Origin of the sequence: Pseudomonas sp. FeS53a (genome assembly GCF_000931385.1) — a bacterium.
GTDB lineage: Bacteria > Pseudomonadota > Gammaproteobacteria > Pseudomonadales > Pseudomonadaceae > Metapseudomonas > Metapseudomonas otitidis.
In genome coordinates this window covers 25,039-51,355 of record NZ_JYFT01000069.1, presented here as the reverse complement: position 1 = coordinate 51,355, position 26,317 = coordinate 25,039, and the positions used below count along the sequence as shown (strand labels likewise).

22 protein-coding genes are annotated in these 26,317 nt (G+C 67.1%); 7 read left to right on the top strand and 15 right to left on the bottom strand.

The window, feature by feature from the left end; genetic code table 11:
* Positions 1-5: 5 nt before the first annotated feature.
* The 7 genes from algG to yaaA all read right to left on the bottom strand — a co-directional run bounded on the left by algG (position 6) and on the right by yaaA (position 10,051).
* On the bottom strand, positions 6-1,565 hold the full coding sequence (gene algG / locus SZ55_RS22155) for a mannuronan 5-epimerase AlgG (protein ID WP_044411763.1): 1,560 nt from the start codon (positions 1,563-1,565) through the stop codon (positions 6-8).
* Positions 1,566-1,591: 26 nt separating this feature from the next.
* Entirely contained in the window at positions 1,592-3,043 is a 1,452-nt protein-coding gene (locus tag SZ55_RS22150) for an alginate export family protein (RefSeq protein WP_044411760.1), read from the bottom strand.
* Positions 3,044-3,053: 10 nt separating this feature from the next.
* Positions 3,054-4,427: an alginate biosynthesis TPR repeat lipoprotein AlgK gene (gene algK, locus SZ55_RS22145; protein WP_044411758.1), complete on the bottom strand. Its 1,374-nt coding sequence runs from the start codon at positions 4,425-4,427 to the stop codon at positions 3,054-3,056.
* Between the two features lie 11 nt (positions 4,428-4,438).
* Positions 4,439-5,605 carry an alginate biosynthesis protein Alg44 gene (locus SZ55_RS22140; RefSeq protein ID WP_044411755.1) on the bottom strand — a complete coding sequence of 389 codons (1,167 nt, stop codon included), beginning with the start codon at positions 5,603-5,605 and terminating at the stop codon, positions 4,439-4,441.
* A gap of 25 nt (positions 5,606-5,630) precedes the next feature.
* Entirely contained in the window at positions 5,631-7,112 is a 1,482-nt protein-coding gene (alg8, locus tag SZ55_RS22135; protein WP_044411752.1) for a mannuronan synthase, read from the bottom strand.
* A gap of 110 nt (positions 7,113-7,222) precedes the next feature.
* Positions 7,223-8,533, bottom strand: coding sequence for a GDP-mannose 6-dehydrogenase (algD, locus tag SZ55_RS22130; RefSeq protein ID WP_044411749.1), 1,311 nt, complete (start codon positions 8,531-8,533; stop codon positions 7,223-7,225).
* 738 nt (positions 8,534-9,271) lie between these two features.
* A complete protein-coding gene (gene yaaA / locus SZ55_RS22125) occupies positions 9,272-10,051 on the bottom strand; it encodes a peroxide stress protein YaaA (RefSeq protein ID WP_044411746.1) in 780 nt (259 codons plus the stop codon).
* A 180-nt stretch (positions 10,052-10,231) separates the two neighbouring features.
* Here yaaA and SZ55_RS22120 point away from each other — a divergent pair, with 180 nt between their 5' ends.
* The 6 genes from SZ55_RS22120 to moaE all read left to right on the top strand — a co-directional run bounded on the left by SZ55_RS22120 (position 10,232) and on the right by moaE (position 15,634).
* Positions 10,232-11,416, top strand: a complete 1,185-nt coding sequence (locus SZ55_RS22120) for a tetratricopeptide repeat protein (protein WP_044411744.1) — start codon at positions 10,232-10,234, stop codon at positions 11,414-11,416.
* A gap of 68 nt (positions 11,417-11,484) precedes the next feature.
* The gene (locus SZ55_RS22115; protein WP_044411742.1) at positions 11,485-12,627 is read left to right on the top strand and encodes a polysaccharide deacetylase family protein; all 1,143 of its coding nucleotides are present in this window, start codon (positions 11,485-11,487) and stop codon (positions 12,625-12,627) included.
* Between the two features lie 311 nt (positions 12,628-12,938).
* Positions 12,939-14,330 (top strand): PhoH family protein, encoded by a 1,392-nt coding sequence (locus tag SZ55_RS22110; protein WP_044411740.1) that lies wholly within the window; start codon positions 12,939-12,941, stop codon positions 14,328-14,330.
* A gap of 119 nt (positions 14,331-14,449) precedes the next feature.
* Positions 14,450-14,920 (top strand): cyclic pyranopterin monophosphate synthase MoaC, encoded by a 471-nt coding sequence (gene moaC / locus SZ55_RS22105; RefSeq protein WP_044411737.1) that lies wholly within the window; start codon positions 14,450-14,452, stop codon positions 14,918-14,920.
* A gap of 2 nt (positions 14,921-14,922) precedes the next feature.
* Positions 14,923-15,171, top strand: coding sequence for a MoaD/ThiS family protein (locus tag SZ55_RS22100; protein WP_044411734.1), 249 nt, complete (start codon positions 14,923-14,925; stop codon positions 15,169-15,171).
* A gap of 1 nt (position 15,172) precedes the next feature.
* A complete protein-coding gene (gene moaE / locus SZ55_RS22095) occupies positions 15,173-15,634 on the top strand; it encodes a molybdopterin synthase catalytic subunit MoaE (protein ID WP_044411731.1) in 462 nt (153 codons plus the stop codon).
* Positions 15,635-15,637: 3 nt separating this feature from the next.
* Here the strand turns inward: moaE and SZ55_RS28480 are convergent, their stop codons facing one another.
* Positions 15,638-15,802, bottom strand: coding sequence for a hypothetical protein (locus SZ55_RS28480; RefSeq protein WP_164707481.1), 165 nt, complete (start codon positions 15,800-15,802; stop codon positions 15,638-15,640).
* Between the two features lie 299 nt (positions 15,803-16,101).
* Between SZ55_RS28480 and SZ55_RS22090 the strand changes: the two genes are divergently transcribed.
* Entirely contained in the window at positions 16,102-16,878 is a 777-nt protein-coding gene (locus tag SZ55_RS22090; RefSeq protein ID WP_044411728.1) for an ABC transporter substrate-binding protein, read from the top strand.
* A 559-nt stretch (positions 16,879-17,437) separates the two neighbouring features.
* Here the strand turns inward: SZ55_RS22090 and SZ55_RS22085 are convergent.
* The 7 genes from SZ55_RS22085 to SZ55_RS22055 all read right to left on the bottom strand — a co-directional run bounded on the left by SZ55_RS22085 (position 17,438) and on the right by SZ55_RS22055 (position 26,308).
* Positions 17,438-18,079, bottom strand: a complete 642-nt coding sequence (locus tag SZ55_RS22085) for a helix-turn-helix transcriptional regulator (protein ID WP_044411726.1) — start codon at positions 18,077-18,079, stop codon at positions 17,438-17,440.
* 76 nt (positions 18,080-18,155) lie between these two features.
* Positions 18,156-19,280, bottom strand: coding sequence for an NAD(P)/FAD-dependent oxidoreductase (locus SZ55_RS22080; RefSeq protein ID WP_044411725.1), 1,125 nt, complete (start codon positions 19,278-19,280; stop codon positions 18,156-18,158).
* Positions 19,277-20,233 (bottom strand): ornithine cyclodeaminase family protein, encoded by a 957-nt coding sequence (locus SZ55_RS22075; RefSeq protein ID WP_044411723.1) that lies wholly within the window; start codon positions 20,231-20,233, stop codon positions 19,277-19,279. The genes SZ55_RS22080 and SZ55_RS22075 overlap by 4 nt, the downstream gene beginning before the upstream one ends.
* Before the next feature lie 173 nt (positions 20,234-20,406).
* A complete protein-coding gene (gene rhlB, locus SZ55_RS22070) occupies positions 20,407-21,903 on the bottom strand; it encodes an ATP-dependent RNA helicase RhlB (protein ID WP_044411796.1) in 1,497 nt (498 codons plus the stop codon).
* A 95-nt stretch (positions 21,904-21,998) separates the two neighbouring features.
* Positions 21,999-23,162: a dipeptidase gene (locus SZ55_RS22065; protein ID WP_044411720.1), complete on the bottom strand. Its 1,164-nt coding sequence runs from the start codon at positions 23,160-23,162 to the stop codon at positions 21,999-22,001.
* Between the two features lie 68 nt (positions 23,163-23,230).
* The gene (locus SZ55_RS22060) at positions 23,231-24,169 is read right to left on the bottom strand and encodes a GGDEF domain-containing protein (RefSeq protein ID WP_044411717.1); all 939 of its coding nucleotides are present in this window, start codon (positions 24,167-24,169) and stop codon (positions 23,231-23,233) included.
* 231 nt (positions 24,170-24,400) lie between these two features.
* Positions 24,401-26,308, bottom strand: coding sequence for an acyl-CoA synthetase (locus SZ55_RS22055; RefSeq protein ID WP_044411715.1), 1,908 nt, complete (start codon positions 26,306-26,308; stop codon positions 24,401-24,403).
* Positions 26,309-26,317 lie beyond the last annotated feature (9 nt).

Genomic DNA, 26,317 nt, shown 5'->3' with positions numbered 1-26,317 from the left:
GTGCCTCAATCCTGGAGTTCGGCCTGGCTTTCGACGGGGTCGATGAGCACCGCTTTGTTGCGGCGCACCATCAGGTCGAGGATTTCCTCCTGTTTCTCGCCCAGTACGCCGGCGAAGCTGATGCCGGTGGATTTGCTCGGGGCGAGCATTTCCACGCGGTACAGCTCCACGGAGAGGGGGGAGTCGATGGACAGGGGCGAGGAGCCGTTACCGGCGAGCTTGCCGCCGACCACGATCATCGAGACCTTGGTGTCGAAGGGGTCCAGCTCGATGTCACGGTCGGTGTTGGACAGGTCCTTGATGTGCCCGTAGACGCCGGTCAGGCCGTTGGCCATGGACAGGTTCTCGTACAGGCGGATGTTGACGCTGTTGCGCAGGCGGATGCCGTGGCGCTGGTTGCCGACGATCTTGTTGCCCCACAGCAGGTTGTTGGAGCTCTCGTAGAGGGTGATGCCGTCGGAATGGTTCTGGTAGACCTCGTTGTAGGCCACCAGGTTGTTCACCGAGTTGCGGTCGATGACGATGCCCGACAGTTTGTTGTCGTAGCTCTTGTTGTTGATGATCCAGCTGTCGTCCACCTCGCGGGAGATGATGATGCCGTGCTTCTTCCTGGTGCCGTGGACGGTGTTCTCGGCGATGACCAGGCCGTGGGAACGGTCGTGGGGGTCGATGCCGTAGACGATGTTGTCGCGGTAGGTGTTGCCCTTGATGACCACGTCGCGGGCTTCGTAGCAGTAGAAGCCGTACCAGTGGTCGACGAACTCCGAGTTCACCAGCCAGCCGGTGGGTTCCGGGCGCTTGAGGCGCTCGTGCATGCCGGGGGTGTACTGGGTGATGGAGACGCCGTAGGACTTGGAGTTGTCGTAGCCGAGGCTGGTGACGGTGCTGTCGGCGATGTACAGCTCGCTGCCGCCCCAGGAGACCAGGAACGGGCGGAACTCCGAGGGCTTGCGGAACCAGGCCGGGGTGTCGTCCTGCTCGCGCCAGGCCGTCAGCCTGGTGCCGGTGATGAACAGCTTGCCGTCGTTGACCAGGAACGCGCCGCGCTCCTGGGACAGGCGGAAGTCACGGGTCTCTTCGCCGATGCGCAGGCTGGCGCCCTGGGCCACCACCACCGGCAGGCGGGCGATGTAGACGCCCGGTGCGGTTTCGGCGAACTGGCTGTCGGGCAGGACCTTGGCCAGGTCGGCCGGGGTGACGAAGCCGCCTTCGATGAAGATCGCCTGGGGCATGCCGCGCTGGCGGCTGACCCATTCGCGCATGCGCTCGTTGCCGCCGATGAAGTCCTTCAGGGCGTCCTGCTGGAGCATGCGCCGGACCACCACCTTGCCGGCGGTGCGGCGGTCCACCTTGGCCTCGATGGCTTGGCGGGTGTAGCCGGAGAGGTCGGGCAGCTCGGGCGGGTCCAGGTGGAGCTGGTCCACCGGGGCGCTGGTGACGGTGTAGTTCTGGGTTTCCTTGAGGCCCTTGGCCGGCTCGGCCGCGTGCACCCACGGGGCGCTGGCCAGCAGCGCGCCGAGCACCAGGCCGCTGAGCGGCCGGGGGGTTGCGAGGAGGTTGGGCATGGCTGTTCTCCCTGGGCTCGCTGGCATCAGAAGCGCCAGATGAAGTCGACGAAGGCGCGGTGCATGAGCGAGTCGGTGCCGCTGCCGTAGGCGTCTCCCGGCTTGAACACGCCGCCACGGAAGCGCACCAGGGCGGAGGCGTCGTCCAGGTGCTCGGCCATCCCGGCGGGCAGCAGGCCCTGGCGGAAGTAGCGGGTCACCACCAGGTCGACTTCCTGGCCGATGTCCTTCTCGCCGTCCTCCAGCGGGGCGGTGATGCCGGCCTGGCCGACGTCCTGGTTGTCGTCCACGCGCCAGAAGCGGTGGTAGACGAGGCTGGCGTCGTAGTCGTCGTGCAGCTGCCAGGAGGCGAAGGCGGTGGCCACCTGCAGGTTGCTCAGCTCGCCGCGGAAGGCTTCGCCGAAGCGGTGCATGCGGGCTTCGGTGCCGGTGAAGTTGGAGCGGTTGCTCTCCATGCCGGTCTGGCGGAACTGGCGGGAGCTGTCGTCGTCACCGCCGCCGCTGCCACGGGCGTAGGCGCCGCCGACCTTCCATTGCTCGGAGAGGTTCCAGCGCAGGCCGAGGTCGACGCCCCAGGCGTTGACGTCGACGTTGCGCGAGCCGCTGGCGAGGCGCTGGTCACCGACCACGCTCTGGGTCAGTTCGTCGGTGTCGCCGGTGAGCCAGGTGGCCTGGGCCCAGTAGTTCAGCGGGGCGGTGGAGCGCCGGTCGAAGAAGCCGCCGTCGGCGTCGATGCCGACCCAGGTGAGGTCGCCGGTGTAGCGCTTGTCCAGGGGCTCCACCACCTCGCCGGCGTCGGGCAGGCTGCCGTTGTCGCGGCTGTGGTGGACCTTGAGGCCGACCCAGTGGCCCGGGGCCCACTGGGTGGCGATGTCGCCGAAGACGTGCTGGCGGTCCTTGTCTTCGGGGGCCAGTTCGTCGAGGTCGGTGCGGTATTCGCTGAAGCGTTCGGCGACGCCGACGTGGGCGGTCAGCAAGGTGGTGTCGAAGCTCCAGCGCAGGGCTTCGATGTTGGTGTCCCACCAGGTGCCTTCGGCGCTGCGCACGCGCTGGCGGCCGAAGCGCAGGTGTTCGCCGGGGTAGGCGGTGAGGCCGCCGTAGTCGACCCAGAATTCGCGCAGGGCGAGGTAGCTCTTGTCCGGCTGGCGGCCGTCGTCGCGCGCGCCCTGTTCGCCGTCGGTGTCGCTGGATTGCAGGGTGTCGGTCTCGACGATGTCGGTGGCGCTGACGGCCTGGCCCATGGCGAAGGCGCTCCAGTCACCCCGTTCGGCGTAGACCCAGGGGCGCAGGTCGATACCCACGCCGCTGACGTCGCCGCCCTTCTGGGTGCCGAGGTCGCGGTCGTCCTCGGACTGGGCGGTGATCTTGATGTCGAGGCCGAAGTTCTTGTCGCTCATCTGCACGGCGAAGGCGCTGCTGGTGGAAAGAAGCGTGAGGCCCAGGCCGAGGCTGGCGGTCGTCCAGAGGTTGAATTTCATGTCGGTTCCTTCAAGGGGTCTGCATGGCCTGCATCTGCGTGGTGTCCTGCAGGGCGACGCCGCGGAACTGGCGTTCCTCGCGCAGGCGCTGTTCGGCGCGGGCACGGTCGGCGGGGCTCAGCTGCTGTTCCACGGTCTGCGCCAGTTCAATGGCCTGCGGGGTGTTCTTGGGCAGCGCCAGTTGGCTGAAGACGTAGGCGTTGACGAGGTCGGGGCGGATGCCCTTGCCCTGGGCGAACAGTTGGCCGAGGGCGTAGTCGGCGTTGATCTGGCCGTTGCGGGCGGCGCTCAGCAGGTAGTCCAGGGCCTTGTCCGGGTCGATGTCGCCCAGGTAGCCACGGATGTAGATCTGCCCCAGCAGGTAGTTGGCGGTGGGCTCGGTGGCAGAGGCCTTGAGCAGGTGGCGCTCGGCTTTCACCGGGTCCAGGGGGACCAGCTTGCCTTCGTAGTAGAGGCGGCCGAGCAGCAGTTCGGCGCGCGGCTGGGCGGCTTCGCGGCCGTGGTCGAGGTACTCCATCATCTTGTCGATGTCGCCCAGGCCCGGGTACTCGTAGAGCAGCTTGGCGAGGCTGACCCAGGCCGGCGGGTAGGCCGGGGCGATGCGTTCGAGCATTTCCTGGGACTTGCCTTCGTCAGGCTTGCCCAGCTCGGCGTCGGCCAGCACCTGGGCCACCGAGTCGACGCGCTGGGCGGGCAGGGTGCCGGCGGCGTAGCGGGCCATGACCTGCTCCACCAGGGCCTGGCGCTCGTCGCCCTTGCCCTGCTTGCTGTAGACGGTGGCCAGTTCGACGTAGCAGGCGTCGGCCTGCTGCAGGTTGCGGGTGCAGATGTCCTCGATCTCGGCCAGGTGCTGGTCGTAGGTGCCCTGGGTCCGGTAGTAGAGGATCTGCGCCAGCTCGGCCTGGGGCTGGCCGTCGGCGCGCCACTGGGCGATGCGCTGCTGCACGTTCACGCCGGGGAAGTCCTGGGGGAAGGTGAGGTAGAGCATCACCAGGGGCAGCAGGCTGTTGGGCTCGCCGGCCTTGTAGGCGTCTTCCAGCAGCTGGGCGGCTTCCTGGCGTTCGGCCGGGGTGCCGTCGGGCTTGCGCGCCAGCAGCTTGCCGAGGCGGGCCTTGGCGCGCGGCGACTGGTCCATGGCCTGGCGGTAGGTCTGCTCGGCCTGGCGCATCTGCTCCGGGTCGCCACTGTCCACCTGCAGGTCGGCGAGGCCGACCTGGGCGTTGACGTAGCCGAGCTCGGCGAGCTGGCGGAAGTTGCGCTCGGCGGTGGCGGTGTCGCCGCGCTTGAGTGCTTCGCTGGCCAGCCGCTGGTCGGGCAGGCCGGCGCAGCCGGCCAGCGCGACGGCGACGCCGAGCAGCAGGGTGCGGGAGGGAAGGGTCGCCACGGGTGTCCTCCTCAGAAGCCGGCCGCCAGGGCGCGGTTGATCATCCAGTCGAAGGAGGGACCGCGGTCGATGCTGACTTCGACGGGCTGCCCGGCGAGCTTGCTGTCCAGTACCTGGTCGGGCTGGATGACGACGCGGATGTCGGAGGACAGGCCGCTGTCGATCAGGCTGGAGCTGATGATCTTGCCGTGGCGCGGGGTGTCTTCGCCGGCCACCTGGAAGGTGACGCTGGCGCCGGGCTTGGCCTGGGCGAAGTTGCGGTAGGGGAAGCGGGCGCTGACGGTGGCTTCGAAGTCCTGGGGCACCAGTTCGAAGATGACGTCGCCCTTGCCGGCGAACTGGCCGTCGGCCACCAGCTGGCGGGCGACCTTGCAGTTGCAGGGGCTGGTGAGGGTGCCCTTCATCTGCTTGCCGAACAGTTCCTCGACGTTGGCGGGGGCGAGCTGGTCGTCGGTCAGGTGACCCTTGAGCATCTCCAGCATGGTGGCGGAGAAGGAGGCGATCGGGGCGCCCTTCTGCACCACGGCGCCTTCGCCGCCGATCAGGCTCTGCACGGTGCCTTCGCGGGGCATGGTGACCTGCATGGCGGGCACGGCGACCATGCCGGATTCGGCGTGGGTGACGAAGTACAGGCCGTAGAGCGATTTGAAGATGAAGCCGAAGGCAGCCAGGCCGACGAGGAACAGGCCGGCGCTGAAGGTGACGGCGCGCAGGCGGCCGAACATGCCCATGCCGCCGCCGCTGCCGTTCTTGCGCGGCTTGGTGAAGTTCTCGCGCTGCAGGGTGTTGAGGATGTCGCCGGCGCTGACCACTTCGCCCGAGAGGTGGGCGCTGATGAGGTAGCGCAGGGTGGCGATGTCACGCGGCTTGAGGTTGTGGAACTGGCAGCCGGCGCGCTCCTGCTGGGGGTCGAGGAAGCGCACCTGGAACTCGACGTCCAGGCCGAGGCTGAGGTTGTCCACCTGGAACTGCATGCGGCCCTGGTGGTAGTCGCCCACCTGCACCTTCTGCCCCGGTTCCACCTGGAAGGCGAACCCGCCGGCGGAGAGGTCCAGCAGGCGGTGCTCGACGCGCTCCTTGCCCACCAGGTAGCGCACCTTGGCCGGGAGCTTGACCCGGGCGTGCTGGCGCTGGGCTTCGGATTCGTGCACCACATTGACGTTGACGGCTGTATTCATGGTCTGGATTTCCTATCGGGTTCGGTCACACGAACGCCATCAGCGTGGCTACGAAGACGCTGGTGGCGGTGAAGGTCATGGCACGGGAAGACCAGGTGTTGAACCAGCGGGTGAAGCTGGCCAGGTCCCGGTTGAGCTTGGTGTTCTGGCGCGTCCAGGACTGCTGGTCCAGGCGGAAGAAGACGTAGATCTTCACCAGCGCGCCGACGATCTGGTTGTAATAGAGGATCAGCGGGTAGGCCGGTCCTATGGGGTGCCCTGAAACGCTCAGCAGCAGGGTGAGGATGAAGCGGGTGAGGCCGATCCACAGCAGGTACACCAGGAGGTAGGCGATGCTGTACTTGAGGCTGGCGATCACCGCGACGGCCAGGCCCAGCAGGCAGGTCCACATGGACACGCGCTGGTCGCTGAGCACCAGGGTGGTGAACCAGCCGAGGCGGCGCGGGCCGAGGGCCAGGGCGCGGGTGTTCTGCCGCAGGTTGTTGCCGTACCAGCGGAACATCAGCTTGCGGCTGGCCTTGATGAAGCTCTTCTCCGGCGGGTGCTCGACGGTGTTGATGGCGGCGTCCGGCACGTAGAAGGTGTCGTAGCCCAGGCGCATCAGGCTGTACCAGCTGGACTTGTCGTCACCGGTGAGGAACTGGAAGCGGCCCAGGCGCCAGTGGTCGAGGTGGTCGCTCTCCACGTCGGCGATGAAGCCGGGGTCGGTGACCACCTTGGCGCGGAACACCGACATGCGCCCGGTCATGGTCAGCACGCGCTTGGAGAGCGCCATGGAGCACATGTTGATGTGGCGCTGGGCGAAGCGCAGCTTGTGCCATTCGCTCATTAGGTAGCTGCCGCGCACCTCGCAGAACTCGTTGGTGGTGAGGCCGCCGACGTTGGGGAAGTACTTGAACCAGGGCACGGTCTTCTTCACCACGCCCTGGGTGAGCACGGTGTCGCCGTCCACCACGGCGACCACGGCGTCGTCGTCGGGCAGTTGCCGGGAGATGGCGCGGAAGCCGTAGGCCAGGCCGTCGCGCTTGCCGGTGCCGGGGATGCGCACGAAGTCGAGCTTGACGCGCTCCGGCGGGGCCAGGCGGTTCCACTGGTTCTTGATCAGCAGCTCGTCGGAGAGTTCGACGATGGAGCAGACCACGGTGGTGGGGTAGCCGCAGTCGATGGCTTCCTGGATCACCGAGCGGTAGACCATGGCGGTGGTCAGGGCGTCGATGCGGAAGCTGGTGACCAGCAGGTAGACGTGGGACGGGTCGGCCGCTGCGCCGAGCTTGCGCACCTGGCGGCGCTGCCAGGGGTAGACGACGTAGAGGAACAGGGTGCCGCGCAGGAAGTGCAGGGCGCCCATGGAATAGCGCCAGATACCGACCACGCCGATGAGCAGCAGGAAGTGCTTGGACTCGGGATCGAACACCGAGCGGGGCAGCGCCAGCGCGAGCAGCATCAGGCCCGTCAGGAAGAACAGCCAGCCGGCTGCCTCGGTGAGGCTTCGCTTGAGCTTGTCCATTGATTCATCCATTCCTTCGTGAACGCTGGACGGACCTCGGGCGTGGGCGCTGCTTGTCATTGTTTCGCTCGCCCAAGGTGCGTCATCGCGTTGCGCTGAAGCGGTCGCGGTTACCAGCAGATGCCTTCGGCGTTGCCGTGGCTGGCCTTGGGCATGAAGCCCACCAGGTCGATCACGTGCTTGCCTTCGGGGGCGCGCTGGGCAAGGGGGGCGAAGAGTTCGTCGCGGTTGCCCAGGACGATCACGTCGGCGTTGTCGACGACGCCGTCGAAGTCACTGTCGAGCAGGGACGAGACGTGGGGGATCTTCGATTCGATGTAGTCCTTGTTGGCGCCGTGGACGCGGGCGTATTCGACGTTGCGGTCGTAGATGCGCAGGTCGAAGCCCTTGCCGATGAGCATTTCGGCCAGCTCCACCAGGGGGCTCTCGCGCAGGTCGTCGGTGCCGGCCTTGAACGACAGGCCGAGCAGGGCAACCTTGCGCTTGTCCTGGGCGGCGATGATGTCGAAGGCCTTCTGCACCTGGGCCGAGTTGCTGCGCATCAGCGAGCCGATCAGCGGGGCTTCGACGTCCAGGGAGCTGGCGCGGTAGCTGAGGGCGCGCACGTCCTTGGGCAGGCAGGAGCCGCCGAAGGCGAAGCCGGGGCGCATGTAGTACTTGGAGAGGTTGAGCTTGTGGTCCTGGCAGACCACGTCCATCACTTCGCGGCCATCGACGCCGACGGCCTTGGCGATGTTGCCGATCTCGTTGGCGAAGGTGACCTTGGCGGCGTGCCAGACGTTGCAGGTGTACTTGATCATCTCGGCGACCTCGATGTCCTTGCGGATGATCGGGGCGTCCAGTTCGCGGTAGAGGGTTTCCAGCAGGTCGCCGGACGTCTTGTCCAGCTCGCCAATGACGGTCATGGGCGGGAAGTCGTAGTCCTTGATGGCGGTGCTTTCGCGCAGGAACTCGGGGTTCACCGCGACGCCGAAGTCGACGCCGGCCTGCTTGCCGGAGCAGTCTTCGATGATCGGGATCACCACGTTCTTCACGGTGCCCGGCAGGACGGTGCTGCGGACCACGACGGTGTGGCGCTCGGCCTTGTCGCGCAGGGCGAAGCCGATCTCGCGGCAGACGCCTTCGATGTACTCCAGGCCCAGGTCGCCGTTCTTCTTGCTCGGGGTGCCGACGCAGATGAAGGACATGTCGGTATCGCGTACGGCGGCGGCGACGTCGGTGGTGCCGCGCAGGCGGTTGGTCTTCAGGCCCTGTTGCAGCAGCTCTTCCAGGCCCGGTTCGACGATGGGGGATTTGCCTTTGTTGATCAGGTCGATCTTGGTGCTGGAAACATCCACGCCGACAACTTCATGACCACGAGCGGACAGGCAACCGGCACATACTGCACCGACGTAGCCCAAACCAAAGATGCTGATACGCATCGCTATCACCTCATTCCATTTAGTACGTGTTAATAAGTGGCTTATTAGCCACGGCCGTTTCTGCAGTTGTCACCAAACAGCAACTTTCTACTGCGTGCAGGCATGACGGATACCGGGCACCGAAACTGCGGGTACCTGAAGCGGAGCCTGTAATGACGCTGGCTCCAGAGAGTTCTGGACTGATCACCTCAACGGCTCTGGCCCTTGGTTTTTATGTCACTCGTCGAAAATGGCGTTGCACTCCTTGTCCAAGTGGAACTTTCCGTTACGCATAACTACCCCCTCGGAGTGCTCCGATAGCGGGGGCAGTTTTCATAGTCAGTAAGAAACGGAAATATGAAGAATTATGTGTCGCGGTTTATGAGTGTGGGGCTGTTTGGATAGTTCCGGCCATTCGTCAATATTTTGCGGCGTTTCACTTTTTCGATGAACGGCAAGTTTGGCATCACAATGATGGCAAAGTTTGCTTACTTCTAACTTGCGAAAAAGTTCAAACTTTCAAACGCCAGGCGTGGCGCGGGTTTGCGCTGTAGGGCGCGTGCTAGAGGGCGCGGAGGAAGTTGGAAAAGTATTCGCTGGTAGGCCGCTACCGTTATTGCACGGTGATATCAAAGTCTGCCGGCAAGCGGTGAAGTGGGAAGTGCGTTGGGCGGGATGGTTATAAGACCCTTCATCGGGTCGGGAGCATAAGCGGGGGGAGGCACGTGCCCCTCCGGGGAGGAGGGGCGAGGGGGCGGGTCAGTCCTGCGGGGTGTCGCGCAGGAACACCAGCTTGTTCTCGCTGGAGGCTTCGGCGGCGAAGCGGTAGCCCTGGTAGTCGAAGTCCTTCAGGCCCTGCGGGTCGGTGAGGCGCTCCTTGATCACGTAGCGGGCCATCAGGCCGCGGGCCTTCTTGGCGTAGAAGCTGATGATCTTGTACTGGCCGTTCTTCAGGTCCTTGAATTCGGTGTCGATGATGCGGGCGTCCAGCACCTTGCGCTTCACGGCGCTGAAGTACTCGTTGGAGGCCAGGTTGAGCAGGACGTTGTCGCCCTGTTCGGCCAGGGCTTCGTTGAGCCAGGTGCTGATGCGCTCGCCCCAGAAGGCGTAGAGGTCCTTGCCCCGGGCGTTGGCCAGCTTGGTGCCCATTTCCAGGCGATAGGGCTGCATCAGGTCCAGCGGGCGCAGTAGGCCGTAGAGGCCGGAGAGCATGCGCAGGTGGCGCTGGGCGAAGTCGAAGTCGGCTTCGGCGAAGCTTTCGGCGTCGAGGCCGGTGTAGACGTCGCCCTTGAAGGCCAGCAGGGCCTGCTTGGCGTTCTCCGGGGTGAAGTCGGGGTGCCAACTGCCGTAGCGCGCGGCGTTGAGGCCGGCGAGCTTGTCGGACAGGTGCATCAGTTCGGCGATGTCGGCCGGGGCCAGGGTACGCAGTTGCTGGATCAGCTCCTGGGCGTGGTCCAGGTGGCGGGGTTGGGTGTAGCGGTCGGTGACCGGTGGGGTTTCGTAGTCCAGGGTCTTGGCGGGCGAAATCACCATCAGCATCGGCTTGTCTCCTTCGGCAATGGCGCGATTGTAGGGACTTGCCCGTGCAGGCTCCACCTATCGCCCCGATTGAGCCGGCAGGGGCCATGCCCCGCGTCACACACCGGGCCGGGAGGCTGCGCTATAGTGCGCTCCCCTGCGGCCCTGGCCGCCCATTCCCCGACTGACAAGGAGGTCGTTGTGAAGACCCTCTCGCGTATCGCACTTTCCCTGCTGTTCGCTTCCGGTGCCGTGGTGGCCCAGGCCGCGCCGGTCTCCATCGAGGTGCTGAGCGCCGTGGTGAAGGACGAGAAGATTGCCGGCGCCGAGGTGCTGCTGCAGAAGAACGGTGCCCAGACCGTGACCGGCCGCACCGATGCCCAGGGCCGCGTGACCCTGGACAGCAGCTTCGCCGATGACCCGGAAAGCCTGGTGATCGTGAAGAAGGACGGCTACTCCAACCTCGTCGCCAAGTGCCCGTGCACCGGCATGACCTATGCCATCAGCCCGGTGATGAAGGACCTGGACGGCTTGCGCATCGTGCTGAGCTGGGGCGAGAAGCCGGAGGACCTGGACTCCCACATCGCCTACCCGGGCAACCACATCTACTTCGCCGAGAAGGAAGGCACCGACGCCGACCTGGACGTGGACGACACCGACAGCTACGGCCCGGAGACCATCACCCTGCACAAGAAGCGCTACGGCGAGACCTACGTCTACGCGGTGCATGACTTCACCAACCGGGACAACCCGTCCTCCAAGGCACTGGCGGGCAGCCAGGCGAAGGTGTTCGTCTACGTCGGCCAGTCCCTGGTGCGCACCTACTACGTGCCCAAGGAACAGCGCGGCAACCTGTGGAAGGTGTTCCGCATCACCGCGTCCGGTGACTTCCAGGACATCAACACCCTGGAGGGCAGCCAGGCGAAGGACGCGGCCTACGTGCTGGGCGACATCGAGCCGCTGCTCAACGAGGGCCGCAGCGTGGCTGCGCAGGCGGCTTCCCAGGCTGCCCAGGGCGATGCCAAGGCGCTGAACCGCAAGGGCGAGGCGGCCTACCACGAAGGCAAGCTGGACCTGGCCATCGACTTCTACCGCCAGGCCATCGAGCTGGATGCCAACTACGGCCAGGCCTACAGCAACCTCGGCCTGGCCTACCAGAAGGCCAACCGCACCGCCGAGGCCATCTGGGCCAACCGCAAGGCCATCGCCCTGGCCACGGGTGCCAACGCGGCCACCGTGCGCGCCAGCTCCTACTACAACATCGCCCGCATCTACGAGGCGGCCGAGCAGTACGACGATGCCCTGCGCCACTACCACCTGGCCAAGGAACAGAAGGCGAACCCGGTGTACGACAAGGCGATCCAACGGGTTCAGGACCGTCACTGATCCCTCCCTGCTGACAGCGCGCCCCTTCGGGGGCGCGTTCGTTTCCGCCGCCGTGAACGGAGAACGCCATGTTCCGTACCCTCGCTTTCGGTGCCGCACTGCTCGGCGCCACCTTCGCCCAGGCCGCCGGCCCCAGCCGCATCGCCCTGATCGACCGCTCCACCTGGCCCGCTGCGCTGGATTCGCCAGCGGCCTTCGATGACGCCTCCCGGGGCGAGATCCTGGTCTTCGCCCAGACCCTGCTGCAGAGCGAGGGGCTGGACGCCGCCGCCTGGCAGCAACGCCTGGGCCTCAAGGCGGTGGACCTGGACGGCATCGCCACGGTGCGCAAGCGCTTCTGGGCGCGCCTGGCGGAGAACTACCGGCTGGCCAGCCAGGGCTGCGACGCCACGCGGCCGTTCTGCGAGCCGGCGGCTGACGAGGCGGCGGCTGACGAGGCGGCGCTGCGCGAGCGCGCCCGGCGCTTCGAGGTGACGCCGGATTCGCCGTTCTTCGCCTGGTCCGAGGCCAGCCGGGGCTTCCACCTGCGCTACCTGGACGAGCAGATGCGCCTGGCGGCGCTGTTCCCGCGCATCAGCAGCGAGATCGGCCTGTTCTCCGAGCAGGAGCGTAATGGTGATGAGCTGAAGGACCGGCAGTTCCTGCTCACCTTCGACGATGGCCCGACGCCCCGTTACGGCCTCAGCGATCGCCTCACCACCTGGCTGCGCGAGCAGCACATGAGCGCGACCTTCTACGTGCTGGGGCAGGAGTTCCAGACCCGCCTGGGCAAGTCCTCGCCGGAGGCGATGCGCCAGCTCTACGCCGGCCAGTGCGTCGGGTTGCACGGCTGGGAGCACAAGTCCCACAGCAGCTGGGACCAGTGGCAGGACTCGGTGGTGCGGGTGCGTGATCTGGTGGCCCGCACGCTGCCGGACAACGCCGTGCCGCTGTTCCGCCCGCCCTATGGCCAGCGTCGTGCCGACAGCGGGGCGTTCTTCGCCGCCCAGGGGCTGACGGTGGCGCTGTGGAACATCGATTCGCAGGACTGGAACGCCCGCATCAGCGGCGACGAAGCGGCGCAGCGGGTGCTGAACCTGATGCTGCTGTGGCGCCGGGGCGTGGTGCTGTTCCATGACATCCACCCGAAGGCCCTGGCGGCGGTGCCCTGGCTGAAGGACCGGACGGCCCTGGCGGGAGTGGACTGGATGCCGTGCAACACCTACCGCTGAGGGCAGCGGAGCGGCGAGGGCAGGGGGGACTTCGGACTTTAGCGGCGCCCCTGTCCGGCGCCAAGGGTTATTCGTCGAGGGATAAAAAAAGGTTTTTGCGGACCAAAAAGTTCTTTTTTCTGTCATCTCTCTTGGGTTATTAACAAATCAGACCGCCGAATCCTGAGGACAGGGTGGCGGCCCCAGGCCCTCATCCTCCTCATGGAGTCCCTGGCTCCCGGCATGACCCGGGCAGGCAGGGCGGCAGTCCTTCCTCGGCGGAGCGCCGTACCGGCATTCCGTCGCCCGGACCGACAAGAAGGTGACCGAGTATGGATGACCACGGACGCGCCCGCTCCACCGCTCCAACCCTCTACGCCCTCGATACCAACGTTCTGATCCACGATCCCAACGCCCTCCTCAACTTCGAAGAACACCACGTGGCCATCCCCATGACGGTGCTGGAGGAACTGGACAAGCTCAAGAGTGGCAAGCAGGGCGTGGCCGCCGAATGCCGGCAGGCCATCCGCCTCATCGACAAGATCCTCGGTGGCGCGACCCCCGAGGAGGTGGAGCACGGCGTACCGATCCAGCGCGAGAAGAGCGGCCCCTGCGGCTTCCTCTCGATCCTCATGAGCAAGAGCGCAGCCCCCATCACCTGGCTGCCGGACAACCTCAACGACAACCGCATCATCAACCAGCTGGTGGAGCTGAAGACCCGCCGGCCCGGCCTGTCCGTGGTGCTGGTCACCAAGGACATCAACATGCGCCTGAAGGCGCGCGCCTGTGGCATCGATGCCGAGGACTACCACACCGACCAGCTGGTGGACGACGTGTCCCTGCTGTCCCGTGGTTATCACGACATGCCCGGTTCCTTCTGGGAGCGCGTCAGCAAGGTGGAGACCCGCCAGGACCACGGCCGCACCTGGCACCGGGTGCAGCTCACCGACAACCTGCCGGCGGTGCACGTCAACGAGTTCATCGTCGACGAGCAGGGCTTCGTCGGCTGGATCAAGGGCATCCAGGGCACCGAGCTGACCATCCTCGACCTGCACCAGGAGCCGTTGCTGCACCAGGAAGCCTGGGGCCTGCGCCCGCGTGACGTGTACCAGGCGCTGGCGCTGTACGCGCTGCTGGACCCGGACATCCACCTGGTCAACCTGTCCGGCGCCGCCGGCTCGGGCAAGACCATCCTGGCGCTGGCCGCAGCCATCGAGCAGACCATGGTGACCAAGCGCTACCGGCGCATCATCGCCACCCGCAGCGTGCAGGGGCTGGACCAGGAGATCGGCTTCCTGCCCGGCACCGAGGCCGAGAAGATGGAGCCCTGGCTGGGGGCCATCACCGACAACCTCGAAGCCTTGCACATGGATGACGAGAGCACCCACGGCAGCGTGGACTACATCCTCAGCAAGGTGCCGCTGCAGTTCAAATCGCTGAACTACATCCGCGGGCGCAGCTTCCAGCAGAGCCTGATCATCATCGACGAGTGCCAGAACCTCACCCCGCACCAGATGAAGACCATCATCACCCGCGCCGGCACCGGCTCGAAGGTGATCTGCCTGGGCAACCTCGCGCAGATCGACACCCCCTACCTGTCGGCGCCCAGCTCGGGCCTGACCTACCTGACCGAACGCTTCAAGGACTTCCCCCACGGCGTTCACATCACCCTCCAGGGCGTCCCGCGTTCGGTGCTCGCCGAATACGCCGAAGCCCACATGTAGCCGCCGTCGCCGCCGGGCGCTCACCCGCCCGGCGGCGAAAGCGCGACCGCCACCGGCTCTTCTGTATACAATTCGCCTCCTGCGGCCCGCTCCCACCGGGTCGCCCGAGGAGACTTGCAGTGCTGACCCATCTCGATTCCCAAGGCCGCGCCAACATGGTCGACGTCACCGAAAAAGCGGTGACCGCCCGTGAGGCGACGGCCGAAGCGCGGGTGCGCATGCGCCCGGAAACCCTGGCGATGATCCAGGCCGGCGGCCACCCCAAGGGCGACGTGTTCGCCGTGGCGCGCATCGCCGGCATCCAGGCGGCGAAGAAGACGTCCGACCTCATCCCCCTCTGCCACCCGCTGATGCTCACCAGCGTCAAGGTGGAGCTGGCCGCGGAAGGCGACGACGTGGTGCACATCGTCGCTCGCTGCAAGCTGGCCGGGCAGACCGGCGTGGAGATGGAGGCCCTCACCGCCGCCAGCGTCGCCGCGCTGACCCTCTACGACATGTGCAAGGCCGTGGACCGTGGCATGACCATCGAGTCCGTGCGGCTGCTGGAAAAGCTCGGCGGCAAGAGCGGCCACTACCAGGCGGAGGCGTGACCATGATCCGTGTGCAGTACTTCGCCCGTTACCGCGAGGCCCTCGGCCTGGATGGCGAGCAACTGGCCTGGGACCCGGCCTTCGCCCGCCTCGACGACCTGCGCCAGCACCTCGCGGCGCGCGGCGGCGTGTGGGCGGTGCTCGACGAGCAGAACCTCATGTGCGCCCGCAACCAGGAGCTGTGCAGCCTCGACGAGGCGCTGGCCGAAGGCGACGAAGTGGCCTTCTTCCCCACCGTGACCGGAGGCTGACATGGCCATTCGCGTGCAGAGCGCTGCCTTCGACCCGGGCGTTGAACTCAATGCCCTGCACGCCGCCAACGTCGGTGTCGGTGCGGTGGTGGGGTTCGTCGGCTACGTGCGGGACTTCAACGACGGCCAGGACGTGGCCGGGATGTTCCTCGAGCACTACCCGGGCATGACCGAGAAGGCGCTGCAGAAGATCGCCGACGAGGCCTCGGCCCGCTGGCCGCTGCTCAACATCGACATCCTCCACCGCATCGGACGGCTGGAGCCGGGCGAGCCCATCGTCTTCGTCGGCACCGCCAGCGCCCACCGCCAGGCCGCGTTCGACGCGTGCAACTTCGTCATGGATTTCCTCAAGACCCGCGCGCCGTTCTGGAAGAAGGAAGACACCCCCGACGGCCCCCGCTGGGTCGAGGGCCGCTGCAGCGACCAGGCCGCCGCGAAGCGCTGGGATACCCCCGAGGGCTGAGGCTCAGCCCAGCTCGATGTACATCTTGAAGACGATGGGCATGAACATGGACGCCGTGCCCAGCCCCGTCAGCCACACCCCCCATTCCTTCTCCCGGTTGCTGAAGCCGATGCCCAGCAACAGGAAGCCCGCCACCAGCAGCGTGATCATCAGGTGTACGTGGTCCATGGCCTGCCTCTCCCGTTGGGTTGCCTGTAGGCAGCCTAGACGCCCCGTCGGGTCATGGCATGACCTGGGTCAGCCGTGCCGGTTGTTGAGCGGCCGATTGACGATTTGTACGTAAAAGTCCAGAGTGGACTGAAATTCCAATAACAAGGTGTCGCCGTGCCGCGCGATTCCCTTTTCCTTCTCCACGCCGGGTACCTGCGCCAGCCGCAGGGGCCGGTCACTGCCCTCCTTCAACGCCCACCACGAAACGGCTCGCCCCTGAACGGCCGGGCCCACACATGCACAGCGGGAGTCGCACCATGAAGAAACTCGTCCTCCTTGGCAGCCTTGCCCTCGGCCTCCTGGCCTCCACTGCGTTCGCGGCCGACAAGCCGTTGCGCATCGGCATAGAGGCGGCCTATCCGCCCTTTGCCTACAAGACGCCCGACGGGCAGATCGCCGGCTTCGACTACGACATCGGCAACGCCCTGTGCGCGGAGATGAAGGTGCAATGCCAGTGGGTGGAGCAGGAATTCGACGGGCTGATCCCCTCGCTGAAGGTGAAGAAGGTGGATGCCATCCTCTCGTCCATGACCATCACCGAGGAACGCCGCAAGTCGGTGGATTTCACCGGCAAGTACTACTACAGCCCCGCACGGCTGGCGATGAAGGCCGGCAGCAGCGTCGACGATGGCTTCGCCAGCCTGGTGGGCAAGACCGTCGGCACCCAGCGCTCCACCACCACCGACCGCTTCGCCACCGAGGTGCTTGAGCCCAAGGGCGTGAAGGTGGTGCGCTACAGCACCCAGAACGAGATCTACCTGGACCTGCTCTCCGGGCGCCTGGACGCGGTGCTGGCCGATGTGTTCCCGCTCAACGAGGGGTTCCTCAAGACCGAGAACGGCAAGGGCTACGCCTTCGTCGGCCCGGTGCTGAACGACCCTCGCTACTTCGGCGAAGGCGCCGGCATCGCCGTGCGCAAGGGCGACACCGCACTGCGTGACAAGCTGGACGCCGCCATCAAGGCCCTGCGCGCCAACGGCACCTACCAGACGATCCAGGCGAAGTACTTCGATTTCGATATCTACGGGGATTGATCGGAAGCGAGCTCTGCTCGCAAAGAACCGGGCGACTGAAGTCGCCCCTACAGGACGCCGGATGGCTTCCTGTAGCCCGGACTTCAGTCCGGGGTTCGCGTGTATGTCCCGGGCTGAAGCCCGGGCTACGAACGCTGCAGGAGCGAGTTCTGCTCGCGAAGAGCCGGGCGGCTGAAGTCGCCCCTACAGGGCGCCGGATGGTGCCTGTAGCCCGGACTTCAGTCCGGGTTTCGCATGTATGTCCCGGGCTGAAGCCCAGGCTACGAACGCTGCAGGAGCGAGTTCTGCTCGCGAAGAACCGGGCGACTGAAGTCGCCCCTACAGGGCGCCGGATGGTTTCCTGTAGCCCGGACTTCAGTCCGGGGTTCGTGTGTATGTCCCGGGCTGAAGCCCGGGCTACGAACGCTGCAGGAGCGAGTTCTGCTCGCGAAGAACCGGGCGACTGAAGTCGCCCCTACAGGGCCCCGGATGGTTTCCTGTGGCCCGGACTTCAGTCCGGGTTTCGCGTGTATGTCCCGGGCTGAAGCCCGACCTACGGGGCTGGGGGAACGAATGGCCCCTACCTATCCGTTTCGGGTTCTTCCTTGAGTTCGCGCAGGTGCTTGTAGACCGTGGCGCGGCCCATGTTGAGCACGTTGGCCACATAGTTGGCGGCGCTCTTGCCCTTGAAGGCGCCCTCGGCATGAAGGGCCAGGACCAGCTCGCGCTTGTGCTCGCGGGTCAGCAGGTTGAGGCCGAGCTGGCGCTGGCGCATCCAGCTGTGGAGGAAGGTGTTGATGCGCTCCTGCCAGTCGTCGCGGAACAGCGCGTCCGGCTGGGGGATCAGCTTGCCGGGGGCGAGGAACAGGTCCAGCGCCGCCTTGGCCGACTCGAACAGGGAGATGTTCAGGTTGATGCACAGCACCGCCACCGGCTTGCCCTCGGCATCGCGTAGCACGGTGCTCACCGAGCGGATCTTCTGGCCGTCCCAGTTGAGCTTCTCGTAGGGGCCGATGTTCCGCTCCTCGACCCCTTCTTCGAGCATGTCTTCCAGGGCCGAATCGTCACCCACCGAGCGCTTGGACAGGTTGTGGGCGATGTAGTCGATCGCCTGCGTGCGCAGGTCGTGCACGACCACTTCGGCGTGGGGGAAGAACAGCGTGGCGATGGCGTCGGCGATGGCCCGGTAGTTGTCCAGATCGGGGGCAGGGCTTGGCGTCATGCGGGGCTCCAGGGACGGGAAACGGCGCCGGCCCGGTGGCCGGCGCGGGGGAGTGTGGCGCAAAGCGCCGGGGCCGTCATCCCAGGCGGGCGGGGGCCAGCATCGCCTCGGTGAGACCGAAGCGGGCGAGGTGCTCGGGCAGCGGCTGGCGGCGGATCAGCGCGGCGCTGGCCTCGCCCATGGCGGCGGAGGTCTGGATGCCGTAGCCACCCTGGCCGGCCACCCAGTAGAAGCCCGGCAGGCGGGGGTCGTAGCCAGAGACCAGATCACCGTCGGCGAAGAACGAGCGCAGGCCGGCCCAGGTGCGGGCGGGGCGGCGAATGTTCATCAGGGTGTGCTCCTCGATCTGGTAGATGCCCAGGGCGATGTCCAGCTCTTCGGGCTGCACGTCCTGGGGCTCCACCGGGTCGGCGTTGGCCGGGGAGCCCAGCAGCATCCCGGCATCGGGCTTGAAGTAGAAGGATTCGTCGAGGCTCACCAGCGCCGGCCAGGCGTGGCAGTCCATGCCTTCCGGCGGGGTGAAGATGAACGCCGCCCGGCGCTTGGGCTGCAGGCCCAGGGGGCGGGCCCCGGCCAGCTCGGCGACGCGGTCGCACCAGGCGCCGGCAGCGTTCACCACCACGGGGGCGCTGAAGCGGCCGGCACGGCTCTCCACCTGCCAGGTGTCGCCGTGGCGTTCGAGGGCGGCGACTTCGGCCCCGGTCAGTACCTCGCCGCCGTTGCGGCGGATGCCGCGCAGGTAGCCCTGGTGCAGGCCGTCGGTGTCGATGTCGGCGGCGCTGGGGTCGAGCATGGCGCCGTGGACTTTCTCCCGGCGCAGCACCGGCACCAGGCGGCAGGCTTCGTCGGCGTCCAGCAGGCGCACGTCGGGCACCTGTTCCCGGGCGCTGTCGAACTGGCGCTGCAGTTCGTCACGGTCGCCGGTGAAGTCCACCACCATCTCGCCCCGTGGGGTGAGGATCGGGTGTTCGCAGAAGCCTTCCGGCGGTGCATCGAAGAAGGCCCGGCTGGCCGCCGTGAGGGCGCGCACCTGGGGTGTGCCGTAGGCCACGGTATAGAGCGCGGCGGAGCGTCCGGTGGCGTGGTAGCCGGCGTGCTCTTCGCGCTCCAGCAGCACGACCCGGCCGTGGCGCGACAGCCAGTAGCCGGTGGAGGCGCCGGCGATGCCGCCGCCGATGATGATGAAGTCCGCCTGGGTCATGCCGTTTCCTCGTTGCTGAGCCGGTGCAGGGCGTGGGCCAGGGCGACGTCTTCGAGGCCCAGGCCGATGGAGCGGAAGAATACCGGACGCTGGTAGTCCGGGCGGGGCGCACGACCGGCCAGCAGCTCGGGCAGGTCGCCACGCAGGGCGTCGACGGACCAGCCGTGGTGTTCAGCCGCCAGTTGCATCTCCCCGGCGCTGGCGGGGGTGGTGGCGCGGTAGTCGCAGTACACGTCCATCGCGGCCAGGGCCTCGGGCGGCACTTCATGGGCGCGCGGGGCATTGGTGCTGATAGAGGTGACCAGCGGCGCATGGCCGAGGCTGCGCGGGTCCAGCACCGGCCCGGCGGATGAGGTGCAGAGCAGGATCACCCCGGCACCGGCCACGGCATCGTTCTGCCGGGTGCAGAGGGTCACGCGCGGGTCCAGCGCGCGCAGGGCGTCGGCACGCTCGCCCTCGGCCTGCAGGCGTGGGGAGTGCACGCGGATGCGCTGCCACGGCCGCAGCGCCAGGCAATGGCGGATGTGCGCGCGGGCCACGGCGCCGCTGCCGATGACGGCCAGCTCGGTGGCATCGGCCGGGGCCAGGGCATCCACCGCCAGCGCCGTGGTGGCGGCGGTGCGCTCGGTGGTGAGGGTGGCGGCGTCGCAGAGCAGCAGCGGCTGGCCGTCCTGCATGGACATCAGCAGGGTCCAGGCGGTGACCACCGCGCCCTGTGGTTTGGGCAGGTAGGGCGAGGTCTTGACCCCGTAGACCTGCTCGCGGGCCAGCACGCCGAGGTAGTTGATGAAGTCGCCACCGCCGGGGAACGGCACCAGTTGCTGGGGCGGCTGCACGGCCTCCCCGGCGGCGAGGTCGAGGAACATGCCGCGCAGGGCGGCCTGGACGTCGATGCGGGGCAGCAGGCGTTCGGCTTCGTGGGCGGGGATGACCCGGGGCAGGGCGCTGGACATGGTGGGACTCCGCTGTAAATAATTTGTCTATAGTGGAATTTATTGTATCGATCAGCAAGGGCCGGACGATGGAGGGCGAGGAAATGGTGAGGTTTTTACATCGGTCTGCAGGGGGCTGAAATGAAAAAGGCGAAGCCCGGGGGCTTCGCCTTTTCCTGTCGCCTGGCGGCGGATCAGTGCTTGTTGCGCGGAACCGACTTGAGCAGCTCGGCCGGCGGCATTTCGCAGTTGATCTTGCGGCCCAGCAGTTCTTCGATCGGCGGCAGGGCGAAGGCGTCGTCCTCGCCGGCGAAGCTGATGGAGGTGCCGCTGGTGCCGGCGCGGCCGGTACGACCGATGCGGTGCACGTAGTCGTCCGGGTCTTCCGGCAGGGTGAAGTTGATCACGTGGCTGATGCCGTCGACGTGGATGCCGCGACCGGCCACGTCGGTGGCGACGAGGACGCGGATCTTGCCTTCGCGGAAGCCTTCCAGGGTCTTGATGCGCTTGTGCTGGGGCACGTCACCGGACATCTGGGCGGCGCTGATGCCGTCCTTGGTGAGGCGTTCCTCGATGCGGCGCACTTCGTCCTTGCGGTTGGCGAAGACCATCACCCGTTCCCAGTTGTTCTGGGCCACCAGGTTGTAGAGCAGCTTGTACTTGTCGCTGCTGGCCACGGCGTAGACGTGCTGCTCGACGGTGTCGCTGGCGACGTTCTCCGGCTCGATCTCGACGATGGCGGGGTCGACGGTCCACTGCTTGGCCAGGTTCATCACGTCGTCGGTGAAGGTGGCAGAGAACAGCAGGGTCTGGCGCTCGCCCTTGGGCGGGGTCTGGCGGATGATCTGGCGGACCTGGGGGATGAAGCCCATGTCGAGCATGCGGTCGGCTTCGTCCAGCACCATGACTTCGACCATGTCCAGGTGGACTTCGCCGCGCTGGTTGAAGTCCAGCAGGCGGCCGGGGGTGGCCACGAGGATGTCGCAGAAGCGGCTTTCCAGCTGCTTGAGCTGCTTGTCGAAGTCCATGCCGCCGACGAAGCTCATCACGTTCAGGCCGGTGTACTTGGTCAGCGCCAGGGCGTCCTTGGCGATCTGCACCACCAGCTCGCGGGTCGGCGCGATGATCAGCGCACGGGGCTCGCCCATGTAGCGCTCTTTCGGCGGCGGGGTCTGCAGCAGCTGGGTGATGATCGAGATCAGGAAGGCGGCGGTCTTGCCGGTGCCGGTCTGGGCGCGGCCGATGGCGTCCTGGCCCTTGAGGGTGAAGCCCAGTACGCCGGCCTGGATCGGGGTGCAGTAGGGGAAGCCGAGGTCGTGGATGGCGTGCATCAGGCTCGGGGCGAGCTTGAAGTCGTGGAAGCGGGTCTTGCCTTCCATCGGCTCGACCACGAAGTCTTCCAGCTTCCAGGTGTCCACCGGCTTGGGTGCGCGCTCACGGCGCGGCTTCTCGCTGCGGGGCTTGTCGGTCTTGGGCTTGTCGGCGCGGGGGGCGTCGGCGGTCTTCTCGGCGCGCGGCTTGCGCTCGCCACGGGGGGCGTTGTCGCGGGCCGGCTTCTCGGCGCGTGGCGCCTGTTGCGCCGGTACGGGGCTGTTTTCACCTTCGCGGGTGGGGGTGGCCGGTGCGCTGGGTGCGCTACCGGCGAAGGGCGCTTCGCCCTTGCCGAATATCTTTTTGAGTGCTTTGAGCACGGTCATCTCGTCGATTGGTTAAGGAGTGAACGGGCGCCAGTGTAAAGCAAGAAGCCATCGCGGCGAAGGCCCCGGACTTTCCGGGGCCTGCAGCCTCACTCGGTGGGCAGGTTGGCCAGCAGCAGGCGGCGCACGTTGCCGCCCATGATGGCGGCGATATCGTCCTGGCTGAAGCCGGCCTTCTGCAGGCCTTCGGTCAGCAGGGCCAGGCCGCTGGTGTCGAACGGGGTGTGCACGGTGCCGTCGAAGTCCGAGCCCAGGGCGACGTGCTGGACGCCCGCCCGGTCGGCGGTGTAGCGGATGGCCTTGACGATGGCGTCCACCGAGGTGTCGCAGACGGCGGCGTCCCAGTAGCCGATGCCGATCACCCCGCCGGTGGCGGCGATCCGTTTGATGTGGTCGTCGGTGAGGTTGCGCGGCCCCTTGCAGGTGCCCTCGACACCGGTGTGGGAGACCAGCACCGGGCGTTCGGCGATCTTCAGCACGTCATCGATCAGGGCGCGGGAGGCGTGGGCCAGGTCCACCACCATGTGCTTCTCTTCGAGGCGCGCGATGACCCGGCGGCCGAAGCGGGTCAGGCCGCCCTTTTCCATGCCGTGGGCGGAGCCGCCGATCTCGTTGTCGAAGAAGTGGGTCAGGCCGGTGATGCGGAAGCCCGCGTCATACAGGCGGTCGACGTTCTCCAGCTTGCCCTCCAGCGGGTGCAGGCCTTCGGTGGCGAGGATCGCGGCGACCCGCTGCGGGTCCTTCTGCCAGGCGGCGAGGAAGCCTTCCAGGTCACCCCGGGTGCGCACCAGCACCAGCTTGCCGTCGCTGCGGCGGGCAGCGTCCTCCAGCTTCTCGCCCTGGTACAGCGCGCGCTCCAGCAGGCTGTGCCAGGTGCGCGCAGGCCAGCGCTGGGCCATGGCCAGCAGGGTGATGTTGTCGCTGTCGCTGTCGTTCTTCTCGTAGTTGATGCCGCGCGGCGTCTTGGTGACGGTGGAGAACACCTGCAGGCCGACGTGGCCCTCCAGCAGGCGCGGCAGGTCGCTGTGGCCATAGTCGTGGCGCTCCAGCAGGTCGCGCTGCCAGAGCAGGGCGTCGTCGTGCAGGTCGGCGACGAACAGGGTCTTGTGCAGGTCGGTGGCACTGGCGCCGGCCTGGTAGGGGCCGGGCTGGGCCACGGTGTTCATCCGCCTGTCCAGCAGGTTGGGCAGGGTGAAGAACACGGCCAGACCGAGCACGGCCACGACGGCCAGCGCGATGAGGACTTTGCGCATGGGAGCATCCCGCTTCTGTTGTTGTGGAGGCGCACTCTAGCAAGCCGTCGGGGCCGATGCAGCGGGGCTCAGCCGCTAAGGCAGTTTCGTCCCCGCATCTTGGCGTCATAGAGGGCCTGGTCGGCCCGGGCGATCAACGACTTGAGGTCGTCGCGCGGGTCCATCTCGGTGAGCCCGATGGAGACGGTCACCCCCGGCAGCACGCCGACCGGTGAATAGAAGGAGGAAATCTGCTCCAGGCTGGCGCGCAGGCGCTCGCCGATGCGGCGGGCCTCGTCCAGGGCGATGTCCGGCAGGAGGATGACGAACTCCTCGCCGCCGAAGCGCGACATGCTGTCCTTCGGCCGCAGCTGGTTGCGCAGCGTGTGGGCCACCAGGCACAGCGCGTAGTCGCCGGCCAGGTGGCCGTGGCGGTCGTTGTAGGCCTTGAAGTGGTCCACATCCAGCATCAGCAGGCACAGCGGCTGGCCGTTGAAGGCGCAGCGGGTGCTTTCGCGGGCGTACACGTGTTCCAGCCAGCGCCGGTTGTAGAGGCCGGTGAGGGTGTCGACGTTGGCGTTCTGCTCGGTGTCGAGGATGACCCGGTTGCCGCCGCGCACCCGCTCGCAGAGCAGCTCCAGCAGGTTCTGCATCATCTGCGGGGACTGCTGGAACAGCTTCAGCAGCGCCTCCCGGTGCAGGCGCAGCACGGTGCTGGGCTCGGCGGCGACCACGTAGGCAGACGGATGCTCGTGGTCGATGAAGCTGATTTCCCCGGCGCAGTCACCCACGCCCAGGGTGGACATGGGCTGGTTGTCCAGCGAACCGAGGTAGACCTGCAGGGCGCCGCGCACCACCAGGTAGAGGTACTGGTTGCGATCGAAGGGGGAGAGCAGCACCTCGCCCTGTTCCAGGTCGTAGGCGGTGAATTCGCGCAGGACCTGCCGGAGGCTGTGGGCGGCGACGTTCTGGAACAGCCGTTGATCCTTCAACTGCTGCACATCGGCCTGCCAATGGGCGTTCTTCATGGATCACCTCCATCACGGAGGCCAACGGAAGGAGACATTGCAGAACGGTCCGTGTCATCGCGGGAATTGCATGACCCGACATTATTGCTGCGCAGAGGCGCTTTCAACGCACGCCGGAAGTCGGGCCGACCGGTGGCCGGCGAAAATCCGAAAGGCGTCACAAACCGGCCATTCCATCGGCCGGTTGCAGGGTGGGGAGGCCCCCGTCCGGGGGGCCGGGGGCGGTGGATTTCAGTCCGCGAGGTACAGCGCGTAGCGCACGGCGAAGCCGGCCAGGCCCTGTTCCAGAGCGCTGCGTCGGGCGTCGTCCAGGCCTGGTACATGGATGTGGGCCAACTGGCCGTGGCGGTCATCGCTGCGCACCTCGACCCGTACGCCGGGGGCGACCTCGGCCAGGCGCTCTTCGAACACGCGACGGATAGCGTCGTGGCGCAGAGCCGGCTTGAAGGTCTTGCCCACGGCGGTGACCGGCAGGGCGTCGATGATCCACACGTCCTTGGGCACGGCGGCGCGCTCCGGCACGTGGGCGGCGGCGTGGGCCAGCAGTTCGTCCTCGCTGGCCTGCTGGCCGGGCTTGAGCTGCACGTAGGCCACCGGCAGTTCGCCGGCCTTCTCGTCGGGCTTGCCGACGGCGGCGGCCATGGCCACGGCGGGGTGGCCGTGGAGGGCCTCCTCGATCATCTGCGGGTCGATGTTGTGACCGCCGCGGATGATCAGGTCCTTGCTGCGGCCGGTCAGCCATATATAGCCGTCGGCATCCATGCGCCCCAGGTCGCCGGTGTTGAACCAGTCCCCATCGACCCAGATGCCGGCGTTCTTGCCGGCCTGCAGGTAGCCCTTGAACACCGTCACGCCGCGCAGGCAGACGTTGCCGATCTCGTTGGCAGCGGCATCGCGCAGGTAGCGACCGTCCTCGTCCAGCACCTTGATGCTCACCTCGCAGTAGGGCATGCGCAGGCCGATGGAGCCGGGGCGGCGCTCGCCGGCATTGGGGTTGCCGCAGCTGCCGCAGGTGCCTTCGGTGAGGCCGTAGCCCTCGATGAGCTTGAGGCCGGTCTTGGCCTCGAACTGGCGGATCAGCTCCACCGGCATCGGCGCGGCGCCGCACAGGGCGTAGCGCAGGCTGGAGAGGTCATGCCCCTCGCTGGGCACTTGCAGCAGGCCGGCGTAGATGGTGGGCACGCCGCTGAAGAAGCTCACCCGGTAGCGCTCGATGACCTTCCAGAAGTTCTGGATCAGCGTGGTGCTGCGGTAGCCCTGGGGCGTGGCCAGCAGCACCTGGGCGCCGACGAAGAAGGGCGCCAGGCCGGTGACCATCACGCCGTTGACGTGGAACAGCGGCAGGCCGCAGAGCGTCACGTCCTGCGGGCCGAGGTGGATCGTGTAGGCGAGGATCATCGCCATCGCCACCTCGTTGCGGTGGGTGTGCGGCGCCAGCTTCGGCGTGCCGGTGGTGCCGCCGGTGTGGAAGTAGGAGGCGATGTCGTCCGGGGCGATCACCCGGCCGCTCTCCAGGTGGTCGGCCGGGCAGTCGGCGATCAGCGTGTCGAAGTCCAGCACGCCCTCCGGCAGCGGGCCGCGCTGGGCCTTGAGGGCGCTGCGCTGGGGTTCCGGCAGGTAGTTGGCCAGGTCCACGGTGACGATGGCCTTGAGCGAGCCGAGGTGGTCGCGCAGGCCGGCCACCTTGTCCCACAGGTCGGTGCCGGGGAAGGGCGCCAGGGTCACCAGCACCTCGGAGTCGGCGGCGCGGACCAGTTCGGCGATGTGCTCGGGCTCCAGCAGCGGGTTGATGGCATTGACGATGCCCGCCGCCTCGCCGCCCCACAGGGTGAAGTGGGTGTGGGGCAGGTTCGGCAGCAGGAACGACACCGCCTTGCCCGGGCGCACACCCAGGCGGTGGAAGACGTTGGCGGTGCGCGTGACCTGGGCCAGCAGCTCGGCATAGGTGAGCTGCCAGGGCGTTTCCTCGGCGCTCCCCTGGAGCAGGAAGCTCATCGCGGTGGCGTCGGGGCTGCGCTCGGCGCTCTGGCGGATCAGCTCGTAGGTGCTGGCGGGCATGCCGCGCTCTTCGAGCGGGGTGCGCTCGATCGCTTCGATGTCGAGCAGGGTGACGATGGGCGTGATGGGCGTCTGGGTCATGGCCGGCTT